The sequence below is a fragment of the Cronobacter malonaticus LMG 23826 genome, from assembly GCF_001277215.2.
Lineage (GTDB): Bacteria > Pseudomonadota > Gammaproteobacteria > Enterobacterales > Enterobacteriaceae > Cronobacter > Cronobacter malonaticus.
The window spans coordinates 2,783,724-2,807,634 of the sequence record NZ_CP013940.1 but is presented as its reverse complement, the minus strand read 5'-3'; the positions used below and the strand labels follow the sequence as shown (position 1 = coordinate 2,807,634).

Below are 23,911 nucleotides of genomic sequence, written 5' to 3'. Positions count from 1 at the left end.
GAGCTGTTATGACACTGACACAACCCCAGGCCGACGCCTTTGCCCGGATGCCCCTGACCTATCTGCGCCAGGAGTATCCGAACCACATCATGCATCTGATGAATGATGACGCCGACGCGCTGCCGCCGCGCGAACTGCACCCGATTTTCTACGGCTGCTTTGACTGGCATTCGGCGGTGCACGGTTACTGGCTGCTGCTGCGCTGCCTGCGCCGCTACCCGACGCTGTCGTGCCGCGAAGAGATTGTCGCGCTGTTCGATGAACACATCACGCCTGCGAATGTGGCGCGCGAAGTGGCGTATTTCACCGCGCCATTCCGCGCCTCGTTTGAGCGCCCGTATGGCTACGGCTGGCTGCTGGCGCTCGCGCAGGAGCTTCACGAATCTGACCTGCCGCAGGCCGCGCGCTGGCATGAAATGCTGGAGCCGCTGACCCAGGATATCCGCACGCGCCTTATCGATTACCTCAGCAAGCTGACGTACCCGATTCGCGTCGGCACCCATTACAACACGGCGTTTGCGCTCGCCCTCGGGCTGGATTACGCCCGCGCGCTTGGTGATGAGACGCTTGAGCGCGCCATCACTGACGCGACGACGCGCTTTTATCAGGCCGATACCGACTACCCGGCGCACTACGAGCCGGGCGGCGATGAGTATCTCTCCGGCGCGCTCACCGAAGCGCTGCTGATGAGTAAAACGGCGGACAATTTCCCGGCCTGGTTTGACGCGTATCTGCCGGATATCGGCAACGTGGCGGCGCTGATGCACCCGGCGGTGGTGAGCGATCGCGCCGACCCGAAAATCGCCCACCTCGACGGGCTTAACCTGAGCCGCGCCTGGTGCATGAAGCATATCGCCGCGGCGCTCCCGGAAGAACACCCTGCGCAGACGGCGCTGCAGGGGGCGGTGCAGCGCCATCTCGCGGCAAGCGTTGAGCATGTGGTCGGCAGCCACTACAGCGGCGGCCACTGGCTGGCAAGCTTCGCGCTGCTGGCGCTGGAGTAACCCGTTAACCGTCGCTTTTTTGCGGCAGTTGTCTTTTTCTCCCGGCGCCTGCTGCTACAGTTTATCCTGATGTTTTAATGCGTAAGTAACCTGAAAAGGATGAACGATGCCGGAAGGACCGGAGATCCGCCGCGCGGCGGACAAGCTTGAAGCAGCAGTCGCGGGCAAACCGCTGACCCACGTCTGGTTTGCGTTTCCTGAATTAAAACCGTTTGAAGCGCAACTGACCGGCGCGCGGGTCGAGCGTTTTGAAACCCGCGGCAAGGCGCTGCTGACGCATTTCTCGTGTGGGCTGACGCTCTACAGCCACAACCAGCTGTATGGCGTCTGGCGTGTGGTGAAGGCGGGCGAAACGCCGCAAACGACGCGAAGCCTGCGCGTGCGGCTCGAAACCGAAGACGCCGCGGTGCTGCTTTACAGCGCCTCGGAAATCGAGATGCTGGATGCCGACGGCGTGGCGGCGCACGCGTTTTTGCAGCGCGTCGGGCCGGACGTGCTGGATATGTCGCTGACAGTGGAGCAGGTGAAAGAACGGCTCCTGAGCCCGCGCTTTCACCGCCGTCAGTTCAGCGGGCTGCTGCTGGACCAGGCGTTTCTCGCGGGGCTTGGCAATTATCTGCGTGTGGAGATCCTCTGGCAGGCGCAGCTTGCCCCGCGCCACAAGGCAATAGAGTTGAGTAATACGCAGCTTGATGCGCTCGCCAGCGCGTGTCTTGAGATCCCCCGGCTGTCTTATGAAACGCGCGGGACGGTGGATGAGAATAAGCATCACGGCGCGCTGTTTCGCTTCGAGGTGTTTCACCGCGCCGGGAAGAAATGCCGCCGCTGCGGGGGAATTATCGAGAAGACGACGCTGTCGTCACGGCCGTTTTACTGGTGTCCGGGGTGTCAGGCGTAGGGGATGCGTGGGCCAGGGAAATGGCGGGTGCGCGTTGCTTACCCGCCCTACGTGAAACATAGATGGGTTGTGGCGGGTGCGCTTCGCTTACCCGCCCTACGTTAAATACAAAAACGGTTGTTCGGTGTAGGGTGGGTAAGCGCAGCGCACCCACCAGATTTTCCCATGGCGCTTTAGCGCAACGCACCCGCCGAGCTGCCAAAACGCCCATAAAAAAACGCGCCCGAAGGCGCGTTTTTCAGATTAACCGCAGCGTCAAATTAACGTTTGGTCAGGTCAGATTTGAAATCACGCTGCTCGTAGCCGGTGTACAGCTGACGCGGACGCGCGATCTTCATGCCTTCGCTGTGCATCTCGTTCCAGTGTGCAATCCAGCCTACGGTACGCGCCATCGCGAAGATAACGGTAAACATGGAAGACGGAATGCCCATCGCTTTCAGGATGATGCCGGAGTAGAAATCCACGTTCGGGTAGAGTTTCTTCTCGATGAAATACGGGTCGTTCAGCGCGATGTTTTCCAGCTCCATCGCCACTTCCAGCAGATCGTCTTTGGTGCCCAGCTCTTTCAGCACTTCGTGGCAGGTTTCGCGCATTACGGTGGCGCGCGGGTCATAGTTTTTATAAACGCGATGACCGAAGCCCATCAGGCGGAAAGAGTCGTTTTTGTCTTTCGCGCGGCGCACGAATTCCGGAATGTGCTCAACGGTGCTGATCTCTTCCAGCATCTTGAGTGCGGCTTCGTTAGCGCCGCCGTGCGCCGGTCCCCACAGGGAGGCGATGCCCGCGGCGATACACGCGAACGGGTTCGCGCCGGAGGAGCCTGCGGTACGTACGGTAGAGGTTGATGCGTTCTGCTCATGATCTGCGTGCAGGATCAGAATGCGATCCATTGCGCGCTCCAGTACCGGGTTGACCTCGTAAGGCTCGCACGGGGTGGAGAACATCATATTCAGGAAGTTGCCGGAGTAGGAGAGATCGTTACGCGGATAAACAAACGGCTGACCGATCGAATATTTGTAACACATCGCTGCAACCGTTGGCATCTTGGAGAGCAGACGGAATGCCGCGATTTCACGGTGACGCGGGTTATTGACGTCCAGCGAGTCGTGATAGAACGCCGCCAGCGCGCCGGTCACACCGCACAGTACCGCCATCGGATGCGAGTCGCGACGGAAACCGTGGAACAGGCGCGTGATCTGCTCATGGATCATGGTGTGGCGGGTGACGGTGGTTCTGAATTCGTCATACTGCTCCTGGGTCGGCTTCTCGCCGTAGAGCAGGATGTAACATACTTCGAGATAGTTAGATTCGGTGGCTAACTGATCGATAGGGAAACCGCGGTGCAGCAGGATACCTTCGTCACCATCAATAAAGGTGATTTTGGACTCGCAGGATGCGGTGGAAGTAAAGCCGGGGTCGAACGTGAAAACACCTTTAGAACCAAGACTACGGATATCGATTACATCCTGACCGAGCGTGCCTTTTAGCACATCCAGTTCAATAGCACCATCACCGTTATAGGTTAGGTTTGCTTTTTTATCAGCCATTTACGGTCTCCTTAGCGCCTGTTGCTTGCGACGGTTAACCGCCGATTTACCTCCAGCCAGCAGGGGACAGTTGCCAGTTTGTTGTGTGGCGCGCAGCTCTGTTTCAGAGGGGAAACCAGGGTACAGAGCGATGGGCGGCTTGCAGGCAACCATTCAAACCTGGGTGAAACAACAGTAAATCAGGGTGTTAGCCGTCAGTATTTGTCAAACCTGTTTATCACTAATACCGGGCTAAATTACTGCGGTCAATACTGGCACACTGTTACATAACTTATTGTCAGGTGAAAGCATGACCCCATAACTTTTGCGAATTATATGCATTTCCTGGTGATGTTTGTAACTAATTTGTTTAACATTTGTCAAATCAGATGATTAAAATTTAAAATAATGTTGTTATCGTGATCCTGGTCACTGTTCCGACCAAAAGCGGCTAAAGAATTTGTAGGTTAATTGTAATGATATTGTGAACATCCTATACTGCCGCCAGGTCTCCGGAACACCTTGCAACCGCGAGCCACCCAGCGTAGTAACGCGTCATGCAGCCTTTGGAAGCGGTGATTTTGCATGACGCGGAGTTATAGAAAAATGACGCTGCTTGACCCGCCTGCAGACCGGAGGAAGGACACAATAAGAACAGCATGTGGGCGCATTCATGATAAAAAAGGTGAATAAACAACGACCTGTCAACCTGGATCTGACAACGATCCGGTTTCCTGTCACCGCGATTGCTTCTATCCTCCACCGCGTTTCCGGCGTGATTACCTTTGTCGCCGTCGGCATTCTGCTGTGGTTGTTAGGACTCTCTCTCTCGTCTCAAGAAGGCTTTCTGACTGCGTCCAACATCATGGACAGCTTCTTCGTTAAATTCATCCTGTGGGGCATTCTGACAGCGCTGGCTTACCACGTTGTTGGCGGCGTTCGCCACATGCTGATGGATTTCGGCTATCTTGAAGAAACCTTCGCAGCAGGCCAACGCTCCGCTAAGTTCGCTTTTATTATCACTGTCGTGCTTTCAATTCTCGCAGGAGTCCTCGTATGGTAAGCAACGCCTCCGCATTAGGACGCAACGGCGTACATGACTTCATCCTGGTTCGCGCCACCTCCATCGTAATGACGCTGTATATCATTTATATGATCGGTTTCTTCGCGATGAACGGCGACCTGACCTGGGAAGTCTGGACTGGTTTCTTCTCATCCACCTTCACCAAAGTGTTCACCCTGCTGACCCTGATTTCGATTCTCGTCCATACCTGGATTGGGATGTGGCAGGTGCTGACCGACTACGTAAAACATCTGGCGCTGCGTCTGTTTTTGCAGCTCGCGATTGTTGTCGCGCTGGTGGTTTACGTGATTTATGGATTTGTTGTGGTGTGGGGTGTGTAAATGAATTTGCCAGTCAGAGAATTTGATGCCGTTGTTATTGGCGCAGGCGGCGCAGGTATGCGCGCGGCGCTGCAGATTTCCCAGAGCGGCCAGACCTGTGCGCTGCTTTCCAAGGTGTTCCCGACCCGTTCTCACACCGTCTCCGCCCAGGGCGGCATTACCGTTGCGCTTGGCAATTCCCATGAAGATAACTGGGAATGGCACATGTATGACACGGTAAAAGGTTCCGACTATATCGGCGACCAGGACGCGATTGAATATATGTGTAAAACCGGCCCGGAAGCGATTCTGGAGCTTGAGCACATGGGGCTGCCGTTCTCCCGTCTTGATGACGGCCGTATTTATCAGCGCCCGTTCGGCGGCCAGTCGAAAAACTTCGGCGGCGAGCAGGCCGCGCGCACCGCGGCGGCGGCGGACCGTACCGGTCACGCGCTGCTGCATACGCTCTATCAGCAGAACCTGAAAAACCACACCACCATTTTCTCTGAGTGGTATGCGCTGGATCTGGTGAAAAACCAGGATGGCGCGGTGGTGGGTTGCACCGCACTGTGCATCGAAACCGGCGAAGTGGTCTACTTTAAAGCCCGCGCGACCGTGCTGGCGACCGGCGGCGCAGGCCGTATTTATCAGTCTACCACCAACGCCCACATTAACACCGGCGACGGTGTCGGCATGGCGCTGCGCGCTGGCGTGCCGGTGCAGGACATGGAAATGTGGCAGTTCCATCCGACCGGCATCGCCGGCGCGGGCGTACTCGTCACCGAAGGGTGCCGCGGCGAAGGCGGCTACCTGCTCAACAAACATGGCGAGCGCTTTATGGAGCGTTACGCGCCGAACGCGAAAGATCTGGCGGGCCGCGACGTCGTTGCGCGCTCTATCATGATTGAAATCCGCGAAGGCCGCGGCTGCGACGGTCCGTGGGGCCCGCACGCCAAGCTGAAGCTCGACCATCTCGGTAAAGAAGTGCTGGAATCCCGCCTGCCGGGCATCCTGGAACTCTCCCGTACCTTTGCTCACGTTGACCCGGTCAAAGAGCCGATCCCGGTTATCCCGACCTGCCACTATATGATGGGCGGTATTCCGACCAAAGTGACCGGCCAGGCGCTGACCGTGAACGAGAAGGGCGAAGACGTGGTGATCCCGGGCCTGTTCGCGGTCGGCGAAATCGCCTGCGTATCCGTACACGGTGCGAACCGTCTGGGCGGCAACTCGCTGCTTGACCTTGTGGTGTTCGGCCGCGCGGCGGGCCTGCATTTGCAGGAATCCATCGCCGAGCAGGGCCAGCTTCGCGACGCCAGCGACTCCGACGTGGAGTTCTCGCTGGAGCGCCTCAACCGCTGGAACAACAACCGCAGCGGCGAAGATCCGGTCGAAATCCGCAAAGCGCTGCAGGAATGTATGCAGCATAACTTCTCGGTATTCCGCGAAGGCGACGCGATGGCCAAAGGGCTTGAGCAGCTGAAAGCTATCCGCGAGCGCCTGAAAAACGCCCGTCTGGACGATACCTCCAGCGAGTTCAACACCCAGCGCGTTGAGTGTCTGGAGCTGGATAACCTGATGGAAACCGCTTACGCCACCGCCGTATCGGCGAACTTCCGTACCGAGAGCCGTGGCGCGCACAGCCGCTTCGACTACCCGGACCGCGACGACGAAAACTGGCTGTGCCACAGCCTCTATTTGCCGCAAACCGAGAGCATGACGCGTCGCGAAGTGAATATGCAGCCTAAGCTGCGCCCGGCTTTCCCGCCGAAAGTGCGTACTTATTAAGAGCGGAGCAATGTGATGAAACTCGAGTTTTCCATTTATCGCTATAACCCGGATGTCGACGACGCGCCGCGCATGCAGGATTACACCCTGGAGCAGGAAGAAGGGCGCGACATGATGCTGCTCGACGCCCTGATGCTGCTGAAAGAGAAGGATCCGAGCCTCTCTTTCCGTCGCTCCTGCCGCGAAGGCGTCTGTGGCTCCGATGGCCTGAACATGAACGGCAAAAACGGCCTCGCCTGTATTACGCCGGTCTCAAGCCTGGGCGCGGGCAAGCAGAAAATCGTTATCCGTCCGTTGCCTGGCCTGCCGGTTATCCGCGACCTGGTAGTGGACATGGGACAGTTCTACGCCCAATATGAGAAGATTAAACCTTACTTGTTGAATAATGGGCAGAATCCGCCGGCGCGCGAACATTTGCAGATGCCGGAGCAGCGCGAGAAGCTCGACGGGCTGTATGAGTGCATTCTGTGCGCCTGCTGCTCCACGTCGTGCCCGTCGTTCTGGTGGAACCCGGACAAGTTCATCGGCCCGGCAGGCCTGCTGGCGGCGTACCGTTTCCTTATCGACAGCCGCGATACCGAAACCAACGCGCGCCTGGATGGCCTGAGCGATGCGTTCAGCGTGTTCCGTTGCCATAGCATCATGAACTGCGTGAGCGTCTGTCCGAAAGGGTTAAACCCGACGCGCGCCATCGGCCACATTAAGTCGATGTTGTTGCAGCGCAGCGCGTAAGTAAGCGTTGTAGTAGTGGCGGGCTTACCCGCCCTACATATAAGTGTCCCTCTCCCTGAGGGGAGAGGGAAAAGCAGGAAACCTTTAAAAACCGCTACAGAGTAGTACCAGTAATCGAGGCGTTCAGAGCGAGACAAGGCGGCAACTGAGCGCATCCCCAGGAGCATAGTGAACTATGTGACTGGGGTAAGCGAAGGCAGCCAACGACGTCGCAGCCTGAACGAAGAAGATTAATGGCAGTTTTTAAAGGTTCCTTCGCGGGCCCCACTAACAAGAGCTCGCAGGTGAACCCCGGCACGTACAACACTGTACGTGGTAGTTTCTACGGCGAAATAAGCAGACATGCTTAAGGGATCACGATGCAGAACGGCGCAATGAAAGCCTGGCTGGACTCTTCTTACCTCTCTGGCTCTAACCAGAGCTGGATAGAACAGCTCTATGAAGACTTCTTAACCGATCCTGATTCAGTGGACGCCCACTGGCGCTCTATGTTCCAGCAACTGCCTGGCACCGGCGCGAAACCGGATCAATTCCATTCAAAAACGCGTGATTATTTCCGTCGTCTGGCGAAGGATGCCTCACGTTACTCTTCCTCGATTTCCGACCCTGACACGAATGCGAAGCAGGTTAAAGTCCTGCAGCTTATTAACGCCTATCGCTTCCGTGGCCACCAGCACGCGAATCTCGATCCGCTGGGCCTGTGGCAGCAGGAGCGCGTCGCGGATCTGGACCCTGCGTTCCACGATCTGACCGAAGCCGATTTCCAGGAAACCTTTAACGTAGGCTCTTTTGCGCTCGGCAAAGAGACCATGAAGCTCGGCGACCTCATCGAGGCGCTTAAGCAGACTTACTGCGGCTCCATCGGCGCGGAATACATGCATATCACCTCGACGGAAGAGAAACGCTGGATCCAGCAGCGTATCGAATCGGTCGCAGGCCACGCGGGCTTTAGCGCGGACGAGAAAAAACGCTTCTTAAGCGAACTGACCGCCGCCGAAGGCCTGGAGCGTTATCTGGGCGCGAAATTCCCTGGCGCGAAACGCTTCTCGCTGGAAGGCGGCGATGCGTTAATCCCGATGCTCAAAGAGATGATCCGTCACGCCGGTAAGAGCGGCACGCGCGAAGTGGTGCTGGGTATGGCGCACCGCGGTCGTCTGAACGTGCTTATCAACGTGCTCGGTAAAAAACCGCAGGATCTGTTTGACGAATTCGCCGGTAAACATAAAGAACACCTCGGCACCGGCGATGTGAAATATCACATGGGCTTCTCGTCGGATATCGAAACCGAAGGCGGGCTGGTCCACCTGGCGCTGGCGTTTAACCCGTCGCACCTGGAGATTGTCAGCCCGGTGGTGATGGGCTCAGTGCGCGCGCGTCTCGACCGTCTGGACGAGCCGAGCAGCAACAAAGTGCTGCCGATTACCATTCACGGCGACGCGGCGGTTGCCGGACAGGGCGTGGTTCAGGAAACCCTGAACATGTCCAAAGCGCGCGGCTACGAAGTGGGCGGTACGGTCCGTATCGTTATCAACAACCAGGTGGGCTTCACCACCTCCAACCCGCTTGACGCCCGTTCCACACCGTACTGCACCGACATCGGCAAAATGGTCATGGCGCCGATTTTCCACGTCAATGCAGACGACCCGGAAGCGGTTGCGTTTGTAACCCGCCTCGCGCTGGATTTCCGTAACACCTTTAAGCGCGACGTGTTTATTGACCTGGTGTGCTACCGCCGTCACGGCCATAACGAAGCCGATGAGCCGAGCGCCACCCAGCCGCTGATGTATCAGAAAATCAAAAAACACCCGACCCCGCGCAAAATCTACGCCGACAAGCTGGAGCAGGAAGGCGTGGCGAAGCTTGAAGACGCGACCGAAATGGTCAATCTCTACCGCGACGCGCTGGATGCCGGCGAGTGCGTGGTGAAAGAGTGGCGTCCGATGAATATGCACTCCTTTACCTGGTCGCCGTATCTCAACCACGAATGGGACGAAAGCTACCCGAACAAAGTGGAGATGAAGCGCTTACAGGAACTGGCGAAGCGCATCAGCAGCGTGCCGGATGGCATCGAGATGCAGTCACGCGTGGCGAAAATCTACGGCGACCGTCAGCTGATGGCGAACGGCGAGAAACCGTTCGACTGGGGCGGGGCGGAAACGCTGGCCTATGCGACGCTGGTCGATGAAGGCATTCCGGTGCGCCTGTCCGGTGAAGACTCCGGGCGTGGCACCTTCTTCCACCGTCACGCCGTGGTGCATAACCAGGCCAACGGTTCTACCTGGGTGCCGCTGCAACACATCCATAACGGCCAGGGCCAGTTCAAAGTCTGGGACTCCGTACTGTCTGAAGAAGCGGTACTGGCGTTCGAATATGGCTATGCGACCGCAGAGCCGCGCACGCTGACCATTTGGGAAGCGCAGTTCGGTGACTTCGCCAACGGCGCGCAGGTGGTTATCGACCAGTTCATCAGCTCCGGCGAGCAGAAATGGGGCCGTATGTGCGGTCTGGTAATGCTGCTGCCGCACGGCTACGAAGGTCAGGGCCCGGAGCACTCCTCTGCGCGTCTGGAGCGTTATCTGCAACTCTGCGCTGAGCAGAACATGCAGGTGTGCGTGCCGTCGACCCCGGCGCAGGTTTATCACATGCTGCGCCGCCAGGCGCTGCGCGGTATGCGCCGTCCGCTGGTGGTGATGTCACCGAAATCGCTGCTGCGTCACCCGCTGGCGGTATCAAGCCTTGAAGAACTGGCCAACGGCGCCTTCCAGCCGGCTATCGGCGAAGTTGATGAGCTTGATCCGCAGGGCGTGAAACGCGTCGTGCTCTGTTCTGGTAAGGTGTATTACGACCTGCTGGAACAGCGTCGTAAGAATGATCAGAAGGATGTGGCGATTGTCCGTATCGAACAGCTCTACCCGTTCCCGCATAACGCGGTGCAGGAAGCGCTGAAGCCGTTCGCGCACGTGCATGATTTCGTCTGGTGCCAGGAAGAGCCGCTCAACCAGGGCGCCTGGTATTGCAGCCAGCACCACCTTCGTGAAGTGATTCCGTTTGGCTCTGCATTACGTTATGCAGGCCGCCCGGCCTCCGCCTCGCCGGCGGTAGGGTATATGTCCGTTCACCAGAAACAGCAACAAGATCTGGTTAATGACGCGCTGAACGTCAATTAATTAAAGGATAAATAATGAGTAGCGTAGATATTCTTGTTCCCGACCTGCCTGAATCCGTTGCTGACGCAACCGTCGCCACCTGGCATAAAAAGCCGGGCGACGCGGTGAAACGCGATGAAGTGCTGGTAGAAATCGAAACTGACAAAGTGGTACTGGAAGTACCGGCGTCGGCTGACGGCGTTCTGGATGCGGTACTGGAAGACGAAGGCAGCACCGTCACCTCCCGCCAGATCCTGGGCCGCCTGCGCGAAGGCAACAGCGCGGGCAAAGAGAGCAGCGCCAAACCGGAAGCGAACGAATCTACCCCGGCGCAGCGCCAGCAGGCGTCTCTCGAAGAACAAAATAACGACGCGCTGAGCCCGGCTATTCGCCGTCTGCTCGCCGAACACAACCTGGACGCGGCCGCCATCAAAGGCACCGGCGTCGGTGGCCGTCTGACCCGTGAAGATGTGGAAAAACATCTGGCGAAAGCGAATGGCAGCGAATCTGCCAAAGCGCCGGAACAAGCCGCAGCCGCGCCGCAGCCGCAGCTCGGTTCCCGCAGCGAAAAACGCGTGCCGATGACCCGCCTGCGCAAACGCGTGGCCGAGCGTCTGCTGGAAGCGAAAAACTCCACCGCGATGCTGACCACGTTCAACGAAGTGAACATGAAGCCGATTATGGATCTGCGTAAGCAGTACGGCGACGCCTTCGAAAAACGTCACGGCATCCGTCTGGGCTTTATGTCTTTCTACGTGAAAGCGGTTGTTGAAGCGCTCAAACGCTTCCCGGAAGTGAACGCGTCCATCGATGGCGACGACGTGGTGTACCACAACTATTTCGACGTCAGCATGGCGGTCTCTACGCCGCGCGGCCTGGTGACCCCGGTTCTGCGTGATGTGGACGTGCTGGGTATGGCGGACATCGAGAAGAAAATCAAAGAGCTGGCGGTCAAAGGCCGTGACGGCAAACTGACCGTGGAAGACCTGACCGGCGGTAACTTCACCATTACCAACGGCGGCGTTTTCGGCTCGCTGATGTCCACGCCTATCATCAACCCGCCGCAGAGCGCGATCCTTGGCATGCACGCCATTAAAGATCGCCCGATGGCGGTGGACGGCAAGGTTGAGATCCTGCCGATGATGTACCTAGCGCTCTCCTACGATCACCGTCTGATCGACGGCCGTGAATCGGTAGGTTTCCTGGTGACCATTAAAGAGTTGCTGGAAGATCCGACTCGTCTGCTGCTGGACGTGTAGTTTCACAAGGGCGGCCCGACCGCCCTCAGGTAGTGTTTATGGTCGCGCCGCGAGGCGCGGCAATTTCGAACTCCGAGCGTGAATGCGCTTTTTCTTGATGGACTGAAGAGATGAACTTACACGAATATCAGGCGAAACAGCTGTTTGCCAGATCAGGCCTGCCGACGCCGGTAGGTTATGCCTGCTCGACTCCGCGTGAAGCAGAAGAAGCCGCCTCTAAAATCGGCTCCGGCCCGTGGGTAGTGAAATGCCAGGTGCATGCAGGCGGCCGCGGTAAAGCGGGCGGTGTAAAAGTCGTTAAGAGCAAAGAAGAGATTCGCGCCTTTGCCGAGCACTGGCTGGGCAAACGCCTGGTGACCTACCAAACGGACGCCAACGGCCAGCCGGTTAACCAGATCCTGGTGGAAGCGGCAACCGATATCGCGAAAGAACTCTACCTCGGCGCGGTGGTTGATCGTGGCTCCCGTCGCGTGGTGTTCATGGCCTCTACCGAAGGCGGCGTGGAAATTGAAAAAGTGGCGGAAGAAACCCCGCACCTGATCCACAAAGTCGCTATCGATCCGCTGACCGGCCCGATGCCGTATCAGGGACGCGAGCTGGCCTTCAAACTGGGTCTTGAAGGGAAACTGGTTCAGCAGTTCACCAAAGTGTTTATGGGGCTGGCGAACATTTTCCTGGAGCGCGATCTGGCGCTTATCGAAATCAACCCGCTGGTTATCACCTCTCAGGGCGACCTGATCTGCCTCGACGGCAAACTGGGCGCTGACGGCAACGCGCTGTTCCGCCAGCCGGATCTGCGCGAAATGCGCGACCAGTCTCAGGAAGATCCGCGCGAAGCGCAGGCCGCGCAGTGGGAACTGAACTACGTGGCGCTGGACGGCAACATCGGTTGCATGGTGAACGGCGCAGGCCTCGCGATGGGCACCATGGATATCGTCAAGCTGCACGGCGGCGAACCGGCGAACTTTCTGGACGTGGGCGGCGGCGCGACCAAAGAGCGCGTGACCGAAGCGTTCAAAATCATTCTGTCTGACGACAAAGTGAAAGCCGTACTGGTTAACATCTTCGGCGGCATCGTGCGCTGCGACCTGATTGCCGACGGCATCATCGGCGCGGTGGCGGAAGTGGGCGTCAACGTTCCGGTTGTCGTGCGTCTTGAAGGCAACAACGCCGAGCTGGGCGCGAAGAAACTGGCCGACAGCGGCCTGAATATTATTGCAGCGAAAAGTCTGACGGATGCAGCTCAGCAGGTTGTTGCTGCTGTGGAGGGGAAATAATGTCCATTCTGATCGATAAAAACACCAAAGTTATCTGCCAGGGCTTTACCGGCAGCCAGGGGACATTTCACTCTGAACAGGCTATCGCTTACGGCACCCAGATGGTTGGCGGCGTAACGCCGGGCAAAGGCGGCACCACGCACCTGGGCCTGCCGGTGTTTAACACCGTGCGCGAAGCGGTAGAAGCGACCGGTGCGACCGCGTCCGTTATCTACGTTCCGGCGCCGTTCTGCAAAGACTCCATTCTGGAAGCCATCGACGCAGGCATTAAGCTCATCATCACCATTACCGAAGGTATCCCGACGCTGGATATGCTGACGGTGAAAGTGAAGCTGGATGAAGCCGGTGTGCGCATGATCGGACCGAACTGCCCGGGCGTTATCACCCCTGGCGAGTGCAAAATCGGTATCATGCCGGGCCACATCCACCAGCCTGGCCGCGTGGGGATTGTTTCCCGCTCCGGCACCCTGACCTACGAAGCGGTTAAACAGACCACCGATTATGGTTTTGGTCAGTCAACCTGCGTCGGTATCGGCGGCGACCCGATTCCTGGCTCTAACTTCATCGATATCCTGAAGCTGTTCCAGGAAGATCCGCAGACCGAAGCGATCGTCATGATCGGCGAGATCGGCGGCAGCGCGGAAGAAGAAGCGGCGGCGTATATTAAAGATCACGTCACCAAACCGGTGGTTGGCTACATCGCAGGCGTGACCGCGCCGAAAGGCAAGCGTATGGGCCACGCGGGCGCGATCATCGCAGGCGGCAAAGGCACGGCGGATGAGAAATTCGCGGCGCTGGAAGCGGCAGGCGTGAAAACTGTGCGCAGCCTGGCGGACATCGGCGACGCGCTGAAAACCATCCTGAAGTAAACGTATTACCTCATGGGTGGGAGGCTAAACCACCCGATAATAAGATTCGACATGGTTGGCTACTCGTGAGGGTAGCCTTTTTTATTGCCTGCGGCGCGCCGCCCGCGTGAACGGGTAATCATCGCTTTTAAAGACGTTGCGGTGGTATTCAAACTCACGCATCTCACCGTGATGCAACGAGCGCTGATACGCGCTTTTTAGCGTTCTGGAGGGCGTTATATCGTCGTACCGGTTAATGCAGTTGTGGGCCTTCATGACAGTCGCTATGTGCGACAAAGCGGGCAGGGGAGGGGATTTATCCGTTGTCTCTGTGAGTATGCGTTGCGAATGTGTAACGTCGCTTCTGTGAAACGCCACGTTATGGCTTCGTCTTTATTACCTTTTGTTATGCCGCCACGTGAGGATTGTCGGTGAGTGGCATTTTTATTTTCTAAAGAGCAATGTTATTGGTGCGCCGTAAAAAGGCTAATTAGTAAAAGAATTGTGAAATAAAATTATCATTCCTGATCTCATGAATTCTTTTTTGCTGCCGATATTAACAGGGAAGTGTGATTAATATCTCATGTCAGGATTGACTAAAATAACGTGGGTTTATTATTGGTAGCGCTTTTATAACCCGCACTACGTTAAAAAAATACTTATCGTTAACATTATTTTCACTTAACCCATTCGGGTTGAAACATAATTAACAATAGGTACAAAAACTGATTTTAATCAAAGTTTTTAGCTTGAAAAAAAGCGTGAGAAGGCGCTAAATTGCGGATGATCAATCTGGTGTCCAGGCAGCGATTTAGGTATAAACTGATCGCCGTCGTAAAACGCAAATAAAGGGATAGGTAAATCTATTTATTATCCCTGGATTGCAGCGTAAAATATTCGCCGAATCAATTTGGAATTCTTTTAACTTATTTGTAACCTTTCGCCATTACTTTTTCACAAATACACGCAGTGATTTAAGCAAGGCTGACGGAAGCAAATGTCATTGGTATTGGGGCATGCGTTGTGGCGCTTTAAAAAGGGCCACGCTCGAAGTCTTCATGCGAGGAGCAAGGAGTCAAGATGTTAGATATAGTCGAACTGTCGCGCTTACAGTTTGCCTTGACCGCGATGTACCACTTCCTTTTTGTGCCGCTGACGCTCGGTATGGCGTTCCTGCTGGCCATTATGGAAACGGTCTACGTCCTCTCTGGTAAACAAATCTATAAAGACATGACCAAGTTCTGGGGCAAGTTGTTTGGTATCAACTTTGCACTGGGCGTGGCGACCGGCTTGACCATGGAGTTCCAGTTCGGGACTAACTGGTCTTACTATTCACACTATGTAGGCGATATCTTCGGTGCCCCGCTGGCTATCGAAGGCCTGATGGCATTCTTCCTTGAATCGACCTTCGTCGGCCTGTTCTTCTTCGGCTGGGATCGTCTGAGCAAAGTGCAGCACATGGCCGTGACCTGGCTGGTGGCGCTGGGCTCCAACCTCTCCGCACTGTGGATCCTGGTGGCGAACGGCTGGATGCAGAACCCGATCGCTTCTGATTTCAACTTCGAAACCATGCGTATGGAGATGGTGAGCTTCTCCGAGCTGGTGCTGAACCCGGTTGCGCAGGTGAAATTCGTTCACACGGTGGCTGCAGGCTACTGCACCGGCGCGATGTTCATTCTGGGCATCAGCGCATGGTACATGCTGAAAGGCCGCGATTTCGCCTTCGCCAAACGCTCTTTCGCTATCGCGGCGAGCTTCGGCATGGCGGCGGTGCTTTCCGTTATCGTACTGGGTGACGAATCTGGCTACGAAATGGGTGACGTGCAGAAAACCAAACTAGCCGCTATCGAAGCCGAGTGGGAAACCCAGCCGGCACCGGCCGCGTTTACGCTGTTTGGTATTCCGGATCAGAAAACCCAGGAAAACCGCTTCGCGATTCAGATCCCTTACGCGCTTGGTATTATCGCCACCCGCTCTGTGGATACGCCGGTGATTGGTCTTAAAGATCTGCTGGTGCAGCACGAAGCGCGCATCCGTAACGGCATGAAAGCCTACGCGCTGCTGGAGCAACTGCGTTCCGGCTCGAACGACCAGGCGCTTCGCGACGAATTTAATAGCGTGAAGAAAGACCTCGGTTATGGCCTGCTGCTGAAGCGTTATACCGATAACGTGGCTAACGCGACCGAAGCGCAGATCCAGAAAGCGACGCAGGATTCTATTCCGAGCGTGGCGCCGCTGTACTTCTCGTTCCGTATCATGGTGCTGTGCGGCATCCTGATGCTGCTGATTATCGGTGCGTCCTTCTGGTCCGTTATTCGCAACCGTATCGGCGATAAAAAATGGCTCCTGCGCGCGGCGTTTTACGGTATTCCGCTGCCGTGGATCGCGGTGGAATCGGGCTGGTTTGTGGCGGAGTATGGCCGTCAGCCGTGGGCTATCGGTGAAGTTCTGCCGACCGCGGTGGCGCACTCTAACCTGTCTGCGGGCGACATCCTCTTCTCTATGGTGCTGATCTGCGGCCTGTACACGCTCTTCCTGGTGGCGGAACTGTTCCTGATGTTCAAATTCGCCCGCCTGGGGCCGAGCAGCCTGAAAACGGGTCGCTACCACTTTGAGCAGTCCACTGTGGCTTCTCAGCCGGCACGCTAAGCGAGGAGACGTAAAATGATCGATTATGAAGTACTACGTTTGGTCTGGTGGCTGCTGGTTGGCATTCTGCTGATTGGTTTTGCGGTTACCGATGGCTTTGATATGGGGGTCGGCATGCTGACCCGCATCCTGGGGCGCACCGACACCGAGCGCCGCGTGATGATTAACTCCATCGCGCCGCACTGGGACGGCAACCAGGTATGGCTTATCACTGCAGGCGGCGCGCTGTTCGCGGCCTGGCCGCTGGTGTATGCCGCCGCGTTCTCTGGTTTTTATGTCGCGATGATCCTGGTGCTCGCCTCGCTGTTCTTCCGTCCGGTCGGCTTTGACTACCGCTCGAAGATTGAAGATATGCGCTGGCGTAACATGTGGGACTGGGGCGTATTCGCCGGTAGCTTTGTGCCGCCGCTGGTGATTGGCGTGGCGTTCGGCAACCTGCTGCAGGGCGTGCCGTTCCACTTCGATAAATATCAGGGCATGTTCTACACCGGTAACTTTTTCCAGCTGCTGAACCCGTTTGGCTTGCTGGCAGGTGTTGTGAGCGTGGCGATGATCCTGACTCAGGGTGCGACCTATCTGCAAATGCGTACCACCGGCGAGCTGCACCTGCGTTCCCGCACCACCGCGCAGATCTCAGCCCTGGTGATGATGGTCTGCTTCGTGCTGGCGGGCGTCTGGGTGATGTACGGTATTGATGGTTATGTGGTGACGTCCGCCATCGATCCGCGTGCGGCGTCTAACCCGATGAACAAAGAAGTGGTTCGTCAGGCGGGTGCCTGGTTTACTAACTTTAACCACATGCCTGCACTGTGGGCGATCCCTGCGCTGGGCGTGGTGCTGCCGCTGCTGACCGTGCTGGCGTCGCGCCTGGAGAAAGGCGCCTGGGCGTTTGTATTCTCTTCTCTGACGCTGGCCTGCGTTATCCTAACTGCCGGTATCGCGATGTTCCCGTTCATCATGCCGTCCAGCACTATGCTGAACGCCAGCCTGACGATGTGGGACGCGACCTCCAGCCAGCTGACGCTGACCGTAATGACCTATGTCGCCGCGGTGTTCGTACCGATTATTTTGCTCTACACCACCTGGTGTTACTGGAAAATGTTTGGTCGTATCACCAAAGAGCATATCGAAAGCAACACGCATTCTCTGTACTGATAAGGAGCTGACTATGTGGTATTTCGCCTGGATTCTCGGAACGCTTCTGGCCTGTGCTTTCGGAATCATTACCGCGCTGGCGCTGGAACACGTCGAAGCGACCAAAGCCGGTAAAGTCGAGTCGTGATGAAACGCCTCATTACCGCGCTTTACGCGCTGATGGATAAGAGCCCGTTAAGGGCTCTTTCCTTAATCATGGCGCTGGTGCTGGCCGGTTGCATCTTCTGGGACCCGTCGCGCTTCGCGGCGAAGACCAGCGGCCTTGAAATCTGGCAGGGCTTGTTCCTGATGTGGGCCGTCTGCGCGGGTGTGATTCACGGCGTGGGCTTTCGTCTGCGCGCTGTCCACTGGCAGGGAATTTTCTGCCCGCTAATCGCCTTTCTGGTGATGCTGGCCGGGTTGATTTTTTTCTTCGCCTGAGCGCGGCAACACCTCTGTTTCTATGGGCTTTCAGGAGCCCATAAATATTTACTCTCCGTTTACTTCTCCCCATTCCAAACCCACATTCACTTGCGTATAGTAGCAGCGTTTATTTGCATTACCGGGATGTAGAGTGAGCACAACGCTGTTTCGATGGCCGGTTCGTGTCTATTACGAAGACACCGACGCCGGTGGTGTGGTTTACCACGCCAGTTACGTCGCCTTTTATGAAAGAGCACGCACAGAGATGCTGCGCCACCACCACTTTAGTCAGCAAGATTTACTGGCGGAGCGAGTAGCCTTTGTGGTTCGCAGGATGTCGCTTGAATATCTTGCGCCTGCCCGACTCGACGATATGCTCGAAGTCCAGACCGAAATTACAACGCTGCGTGGCACCTCCATGGTGTTCAGGCAACGGATTGTTAACGCGGAAAACCAGCTCCTCAATGAAGCCGAGGTGCTGATTGTCTGCGTTGATCCACTCTTAATGAAGCCTCGTGCGCTTCCCAAGTCTATTGTCGCGGAGTTCAAGCAGTGACTGACATGAATATCCTTGATTTGTTCCTGAAGGCAAGTCTTCTGGTCAAACTTATCATGTTGATTTTGATTGGTTTTTCAATCGCGTCCTGGGCCATCATCATTCAACGAACGCGCATCCTCAATGCTGCGTCGCGCGAAGCGGAAGCCTTTGAAGATAAATTCTGGTCGGGCATTGAGCTCTCTCGCCTGTATCAGGAGAGCCAGGGGCGTCGCGAAAACCTCTCCGGCTCCGAGCAGATCTTCTACGCCGGTTTTAAAGAGTTCGCCCGTCTGCATCGCGCCAACAGCCATGCGCCGGAAGCGATTGTCGAAGGGGCTTCGCGTGCGATGCGTATCTCAATGAATCGCGAGCTTGAAACCCTCGAAACGCATATCCCGTTCCTCGGCACAGTAGGTTCCATCAGTCCGTACATCGGTCTGTTCGGCACCGTGTGGGGGATAATGCACGCCTTTATCGCGCTGGGCGCGGTGAAGCAGGCGACGTTGCAAATGGTGGCACCGGGTATCGCGGAAGCGCTTATCGCGACGGCGATCGGTCTGTTTGCCGCGATCCCGGCGGTAATGGCCTACAACCGTCTGAACCAGCGCGTGAACAAACTGGAGCTGAATTACGACAACTTTATGGAAGAGTTCACGGCTATCCTGCATCGCCAGGCTTTCACCAGCACTAGCACCAGCGAAAGCAACAAGGGGTAAGTCATGGCCAGAACACGTGGACGTGGTCGTCGTGATCTGAAATCTGAAATCAACATCGTCCCGCTGCTGGACGTGCTGCTGGTACTGCTGCTGATTTTTATGGCGACAGCGCCCATCATCACCCAGAGCGTGGAAGTGGATTTGCCGGACGCCACGGATTCCCAGACCGTCAGCAGTAATGACAACCCGCCGGTGATTATTGAAGTCTCCGGCGTGGGCCAGTACAGCGTGGTGGTGGAAAAAGACCGTATGGATCAGCTGCCTGCCGAGCAAATTGTTGCCGAGGCGCAGCGTCGCCTGCAGGAGAACCCGAAAACGGTCTTTTTAATCGGTGGCGCCAAAGAGGTTCCTTACGACGAGATTATTAAAGCGCTGAACCTGTTACATCAGGCTGGCGTAAAATCTGTCGGCTTAATGACGCAGCCTATCTGATCCACCGCCTGACAGGGCTACAAGTTTTGGAAACCGAGAGTGGCAAAGGCAACCGAACAAAACGATAAGCTGAAACGCGCGATCATCATTTCCGTAGTGCTGCATGTATTGCTCATTGCACTGCTGATCTGGAGTTCGTTCGATGAGCATATCAATGAAGACGCGGCGGGCGGCGGCGGCGGATCGGCTATCGACGCCGTGATGGTCGATCCCGGCGCGGTAGTGCAGCAGTACAACCGCCAGCAGCAACAGCAGGCAAGCGCTAAGCAAGCCGCCGAGCAGCGCGAGAAACAGGCGCAGCAGCAGGAGGAAGAACTGCGCGAGAAACAGGCTGCCGAACAGGAGCGCCTGAAAAAGCTTGAGCAGGAGCGTCTTGAGGCACAGGAGAAAGCGCAGCAGCAGGCGGAACAGCAGAAACAGGCTGAAGAAGCCGCGAAGCGCGCGCAGGAGCAACAGAAGCAGGCGGAAGAGGCGGCAGCCAAAGCCGCAGCAGACGCAAAAGCGAAAGCTGACGCCCAGGCGAAAGCCGCGGAAGAGGCGGCGAAGAAAGCCGCCGCCGACGCGCAGAAAAAAGCGCAGGAGGAGGCCGCTAAAGCCGCCGCCGCCGCGAAGAAAGCGCAGGAAGAGGCAGAGAAAAAAGCGGCCGCCGATGCGGCGAAAAAAGCGCAGCAGGACGCCGAGAAGAAAGCGGCAGCCGAGGCTGCGAAGAAAGCCGCAGCCGAAAAAGCCGCAGCCGAAAAAGCGGCCGCGGCCGAGAAAGCGGCAGCAGAAAAAGCGGCGGCCGAGAAGAAAGCCGCTGCAGCGGAAAAAGCGGCCGCGGAAAAAGCTGCCGCCGAGAAAGCCGCTGCTGATAAGAAAGCGGCAGCTGAAAAAGCTGCGGCGAAGAAAGCTGCAGCCGCGAAAGCCGCGGCAGAGAAAGCGGCCGCGGCGGAAGGCGTCGACGATCTGCTTGGCGATCTCAGCTCAGGTAAGAATGCGCCGAAAACCGGCGGCGGGGCGAAAGGCAGTAATGCAGCGCCGGCGGGAAGCGGTAATAGTAAGAACAACGGTGCCAGCGGCGCTGAAATCAATGGCTACGCCTCGCAGATAAAGTCGGCCATTGAAAGCAAGTTCTATGATGCGTCATCGTATTCAGGCAAAACCTGTACGCTGCGTATTAAACTTGCACCGGACGGCTTACTGCTGGATATCCAGTCGGAAGGGGGCGATCCTGCGCTTTGCCAGGCAGCTATTTCCGCCGCCCGACAGGCTAAGATTCCTAAACCGCCAAGCCAGGCTGTTTATGAAGTCTTTAAAAACGCGCCGTTGCTTTTCAAACCACAGTGATTTCCGGTAAAACCGGGCTTCACTGTCCGGTTTAAGCCGGCGTGCGATGTGGTTGTCTATCTTTGAGTTTGTTAACATTCTGCTAAATTATCGTGGGCTTTGACGTCCAGATAAGGGAGATATGATGAAGCAGGCATTACGTTTAGCATTTAGTTTTCTGATGCTGTGGGCAGCGGTGCTGCACGCAGAAGTACGCATCGAGATAACCCAGGGGGTTGACTCGGCGCGTCCGATTGGTGTGGTGCCGTTTAAATGGGCGGGTCCAGGCGCTGCGCCGGAAGATATCGGCGGCATCGTGGCGGCGGATCTGCGTAACAGCGGTAAGTTCAACCCGCTCGATCGCTCTCGTCTGCCGCAACAGCCTGCTTCCGCGCAGGAAGTACAACCGGCGGCATGGTCTGCGCTCGGTATCGACGCGGTCGTGGTAGGGCAGGTGACGCCGAACGGCGACGGCAGCTATACCGTTGCGTATCAGCTGGTTGATACCGGCGGCGCGCCGGGTACTGTGCTTGCTCAAAACTCCTACAAAGTGAACAAGCAGTGGCTGCGTTATGCTGGCCATACTGCGAGCGACGAAGTGTTTGAAAAGCTGACCGGCATCAAAGGCGCTTTCCGCACCCGTATCGCTTATGTGGTTCAGACCAACGGTGGTCAGTTCCCGTATGAACTGCGCGTCTCTGACTACGATGGCTACAATCAGTTCGTTGTTCACCGTTCTCCGCAGCCGCTGATGTCTCCGGCATGGTCGCCGGATGGCAGCAAACTCGCTTACGTGACCTTTGAAAGCGGTCGTTCTGCGCTGGTTATCCAGACGCTGGCAAACGGCGCTGTGCGTCAGGTTGCGTCGTTCCCGCGCCACAACGGTGCGCCGGCTTTCTCGCCGGACGGCAGCAAACTGGCTTTCGCGCTCTCTAAAACCGGCAGCCTGAACCTGTACGTAATGGATATCGGCTCCGGCCAGATCCGTCAGGTCACTGATGGCCGCAGCAACAACACCGAGCCGACCTGGTATCCGGACAGCCAGACGCTGGCCTATACCTCTGACCAGGCTGGTCGTCCGCAGGTGTATAAAGTCAATATCAACGGCGGTGCGCCGCAGCGTGTGACCTGGGAAGGTTCTCAGAACCAGGACGCTGACATCAGCTCTGACGGTAAATTTATGGTGATGGTGAGCTCCAATGGCGGCGCTCAGAACATCGCTAAACTGGATCTGGCAACGGGTGGCGTACAGACGCTGTCGTCAACGTTCCTGGATGAAACGCCAAGTCTGGCACCTAACGGCACTATGGTTATCTACAGCTCTTCTCAGGGGATGGGATCCGTGCTGAACCTGGTTTCTACAGATGGGCGTTTCAAAGCGCGTCTTCCGGCAACTGATGGACAGGTAAAATCACCTGCCTGGTCGCCGTATCTGTAATAATAATTAATTGATTACTAAAGGAATCAAAGAAATGCAACTGAACAAAGTGCTGAAAGGGCTGATGATCGCTCTGCCTGTTATGGCAATCGCGGCATGTTCTTCTAACAAGAACGCCAGCAATGACCAGAGCGGCGAAGGCATGCTGGGTGCCGGCACTGGTATGAACGGCAACGGCGGCAACATGTCTTCTGAAGAGCAGGCGCGTCTGCAGATGCAGCAGCTGCAGCAGAACAACATCGTTTACTTCGATCTGGACAAGTACGACATCCGTTCTGACTTCGCTGCAATGCTGGATGCGCACGCTAACTTCCTGCGTAGCAACCCGTCTTACAAAGTGACTGTAGAAGGTCACGCGGATGAGCGCGGCACCCCGGAGTACAACATCTCCCTGGGCGAGCGTCGTGCTAACGCCGTTAAGATGTACCTGCAGGGTAAAGGCGTTTCTGCTGACCAGATCTCCATCGTTTCTTACGGTAAAGAAAAACCTGCAGTACTGGGTCACGACGAAGCGGCATATGCCAAAAACCGTCGCGCCGTACTGGTTTACTAAGAGAATTGCATGATCAGTAACTTCAGACATCACCTGTTGGGTCTGTCGTTACTGGTTGGCGTAGCGGCCCCCTGGGCCGCTAATGCCCAGGCGCCAATCAGTGATGTCGGCTCAGGCTCGGTCGAAGACCGTGTCGTTCAACTCGAGCGTATTTCCAACGCTCATAGTCAGCTTTTAACCCAGCTTCAGCAGCAGCTCTCCGATAACCAGTCCGATATTGATTCCCTGCGCGGACAGATTCAGGAAAATCAGTATCAGCTTAACCAGATTGTGGAACGTCAAAAGCAGATTTTGCTGCAGATGGACAGTCTGACAAATAGCAATGGCGGAGCGGCAGCGGCGCAGGGCGGCGATCAGGCGCAAAACGGCGCGGCGCAAGCCACACCGGATGCGAATGCCTCCGCGCCCGCAGCCAGCGCACCGACGCAAAGCGGGGATGCCAATACCGATTACAACGCAGCTATCGCGCTGGTGCAGGATAAAGCCCGTCAGGATGAAGCCATCACCGCGTTTTCCAATTTCATTAAGCAATACCCGGATTCCACTTACCAGCCGAATGCCCATTACTGGCTCGGCCAGCTGAATTACAACAAAGGTAAGAAGGATGACGCGGCGTATTATTTTGCCTCTGTGGTGAAGAACTATCCTAAATCACCGAAAGCGGCAGATGCGATGTATAAGGTCGGCGTAATCATGCAGGATAAAGGCGATACCGCGAAAGCAAAGGCCGTTTATCAGCAGGTTATCTCCAAATACCCCGGCACCGATGGTGCAAAGCAGGCGCAAAAACGCTTGAATGCGATGTAATGCATGCGGCTTGACCAGATAACGTATTATTTCTGGTCTTGCCGCATGAAACGTA

Annotated in this window: 22 protein-coding genes and 1 pseudogene; 21 read left to right on the top strand and 2 right to left on the bottom strand. The window is 56.5% G+C overall.

From position 1 onward, the window contains the following. Positions 1-8 precede the first annotated feature (8 nt). Both AFK66_RS13235 and nei read left to right on the top strand, forming a co-directional pair. Positions 9-1,004, top strand: coding sequence for a DUF2891 domain-containing protein (locus AFK66_RS13235; RefSeq protein WP_023899139.1), 996 nt, complete (start codon positions 9-11; stop codon positions 1,002-1,004). Between the two features lie 106 nt (positions 1,005-1,110). Then, positions 1,111-1,902, top strand: a complete 792-nt coding sequence (gene nei, locus AFK66_RS13230) for an endonuclease VIII (protein ID WP_023899138.1) — start codon at positions 1,111-1,113, stop codon at positions 1,900-1,902. 260 nt (positions 1,903-2,162) lie between these two features. On the opposite strand, the gene AFK66_RS13225 is transcribed toward nei, so the two are convergent. Beyond that, a complete protein-coding gene (locus AFK66_RS13225) occupies positions 2,163-3,449 on the bottom strand; it encodes a citrate synthase (protein ID WP_004387835.1) in 1,287 nt (428 codons plus the stop codon). Positions 3,450-3,680: 231 nt separating this feature from the next. Next, positions 3,681-3,740 (bottom strand): hypothetical protein, encoded by a 60-nt coding sequence (locus AFK66_RS23255; protein WP_421757418.1) that lies wholly within the window; start codon positions 3,738-3,740, stop codon positions 3,681-3,683. A gap of 347 nt (positions 3,741-4,087) precedes the next feature. Here AFK66_RS23255 and sdhC point away from each other — a divergent pair. The 19 genes and pseudogenes from sdhC (at position 4,088) to cpoB (ending at position 23,856) form a co-directional block, all read left to right on the top strand. Next, a pseudogene (gene sdhC, locus AFK66_RS13220) lies at positions 4,088-4,491 on the top strand (succinate dehydrogenase cytochrome b556 subunit). Further along, positions 4,485-4,832: a succinate dehydrogenase membrane anchor subunit gene (gene sdhD / locus AFK66_RS13215; RefSeq protein WP_004387833.1), complete on the top strand. Its 348-nt coding sequence runs from the start codon at positions 4,485-4,487 to the stop codon at positions 4,830-4,832. Before sdhC ends, sdhD begins: the two are co-directional and overlap by 7 nt. Then, a complete protein-coding gene (gene sdhA / locus AFK66_RS13210) occupies positions 4,833-6,599 on the top strand; it encodes a succinate dehydrogenase flavoprotein subunit (protein WP_007781922.1) in 1,767 nt (588 codons plus the stop codon). Positions 6,600-6,614: 15 nt separating this feature from the next. After that, positions 6,615-7,331: a succinate dehydrogenase iron-sulfur subunit gene (locus tag AFK66_RS13205; protein ID WP_004387831.1), complete on the top strand. Its 717-nt coding sequence runs from the start codon at positions 6,615-6,617 to the stop codon at positions 7,329-7,331. Positions 7,332-7,690: 359 nt separating this feature from the next. Then, on the top strand, positions 7,691-10,498 hold the full coding sequence (gene sucA / locus AFK66_RS13200; protein ID WP_007781924.1) for a 2-oxoglutarate dehydrogenase E1 component: 2,808 nt from the start codon (positions 7,691-7,693) through the stop codon (positions 10,496-10,498). Positions 10,499-10,512: 14 nt separating this feature from the next. Further along, a complete protein-coding gene (gene odhB, locus AFK66_RS13195; protein ID WP_015386882.1) occupies positions 10,513-11,736 on the top strand; it encodes a 2-oxoglutarate dehydrogenase complex dihydrolipoyllysine-residue succinyltransferase in 1,224 nt (407 codons plus the stop codon). A 110-nt stretch (positions 11,737-11,846) separates the two neighbouring features. Further along, positions 11,847-13,013: an ADP-forming succinate--CoA ligase subunit beta gene (gene sucC, locus AFK66_RS13190; RefSeq protein ID WP_004385341.1), complete on the top strand. Its 1,167-nt coding sequence runs from the start codon at positions 11,847-11,849 to the stop codon at positions 13,011-13,013. Then, the gene (sucD, locus tag AFK66_RS13185) at positions 13,013-13,882 is read left to right on the top strand and encodes a succinate--CoA ligase subunit alpha (protein WP_004385340.1); all 870 of its coding nucleotides are present in this window, start codon (positions 13,013-13,015) and stop codon (positions 13,880-13,882) included. The genes sucC and sucD overlap by 1 nt, the downstream gene beginning before the upstream one ends. 1,059 nt (positions 13,883-14,941) lie before the next feature. Continuing rightward, positions 14,942-16,510: a cytochrome ubiquinol oxidase subunit I gene (gene cydA / locus AFK66_RS13180; RefSeq protein ID WP_007781931.1), complete on the top strand. Its 1,569-nt coding sequence runs from the start codon at positions 14,942-14,944 to the stop codon at positions 16,508-16,510. Positions 16,511-16,525: 15 nt separating this feature from the next. Continuing rightward, positions 16,526-17,665, top strand: coding sequence for a cytochrome d ubiquinol oxidase subunit II (gene cydB / locus AFK66_RS13175; protein WP_007781935.1), 1,140 nt, complete (start codon positions 16,526-16,528; stop codon positions 17,663-17,665). Between the two features lie 13 nt (positions 17,666-17,678). Beyond that, positions 17,679-17,792, top strand: a complete 114-nt coding sequence (cydX, locus tag AFK66_RS13170) for a cytochrome bd-I oxidase subunit CydX (RefSeq protein WP_004387905.1) — start codon at positions 17,679-17,681, stop codon at positions 17,790-17,792. Further along, complete coding sequence (gene ybgE, locus AFK66_RS13165; protein ID WP_004387904.1) at positions 17,792-18,085, top strand: cyd operon protein YbgE; 294 nt, start codon at positions 17,792-17,794, stop codon at positions 18,083-18,085. The genes cydX and ybgE overlap by 1 nt, the downstream gene beginning before the upstream one ends. Positions 18,086-18,218: 133 nt before the next feature. Further along, positions 18,219-18,623 carry a tol-pal system-associated acyl-CoA thioesterase gene (gene ybgC / locus AFK66_RS13160; protein WP_004387903.1) on the top strand — a complete coding sequence of 135 codons (405 nt, stop codon included), beginning with the start codon at positions 18,219-18,221 and terminating at the stop codon, positions 18,621-18,623. After that, entirely contained in the window at positions 18,620-19,321 is a 702-nt protein-coding gene (gene tolQ, locus AFK66_RS13155; RefSeq protein ID WP_007791890.1) for a Tol-Pal system protein TolQ, read from the top strand. The genes ybgC and tolQ overlap by 4 nt, the downstream gene beginning before the upstream one ends. Positions 19,322-19,324: 3 nt before the next feature. Then, positions 19,325-19,753, top strand: coding sequence for a colicin uptake protein TolR (tolR, locus tag AFK66_RS13150; RefSeq protein ID WP_004387901.1), 429 nt, complete (start codon positions 19,325-19,327; stop codon positions 19,751-19,753). Positions 19,754-19,792: 39 nt separating this feature from the next. Beyond that, on the top strand, positions 19,793-21,079 hold the full coding sequence (gene tolA / locus AFK66_RS13145) for a cell envelope integrity protein TolA (protein WP_023899131.1): 1,287 nt from the start codon (positions 19,793-19,795) through the stop codon (positions 21,077-21,079). Positions 21,080-21,203: 124 nt separating this feature from the next. Next, positions 21,204-22,496, top strand: a complete 1,293-nt coding sequence (gene tolB / locus AFK66_RS13140) for a Tol-Pal system beta propeller repeat protein TolB (RefSeq protein ID WP_007781942.1) — start codon at positions 21,204-21,206, stop codon at positions 22,494-22,496. A gap of 34 nt (positions 22,497-22,530) precedes the next feature. Further along, the gene (pal, locus tag AFK66_RS13135; RefSeq protein ID WP_004386751.1) at positions 22,531-23,049 is read left to right on the top strand and encodes a peptidoglycan-associated lipoprotein Pal; all 519 of its coding nucleotides are present in this window, start codon (positions 22,531-22,533) and stop codon (positions 23,047-23,049) included. Between the two features lie 9 nt (positions 23,050-23,058). Further along, positions 23,059-23,856: a cell division protein CpoB gene (gene cpoB, locus AFK66_RS13130; RefSeq protein ID WP_023899128.1), complete on the top strand. Its 798-nt coding sequence runs from the start codon at positions 23,059-23,061 to the stop codon at positions 23,854-23,856. The last annotated feature ends 55 nt before the right edge of the window (positions 23,857-23,911 follow it).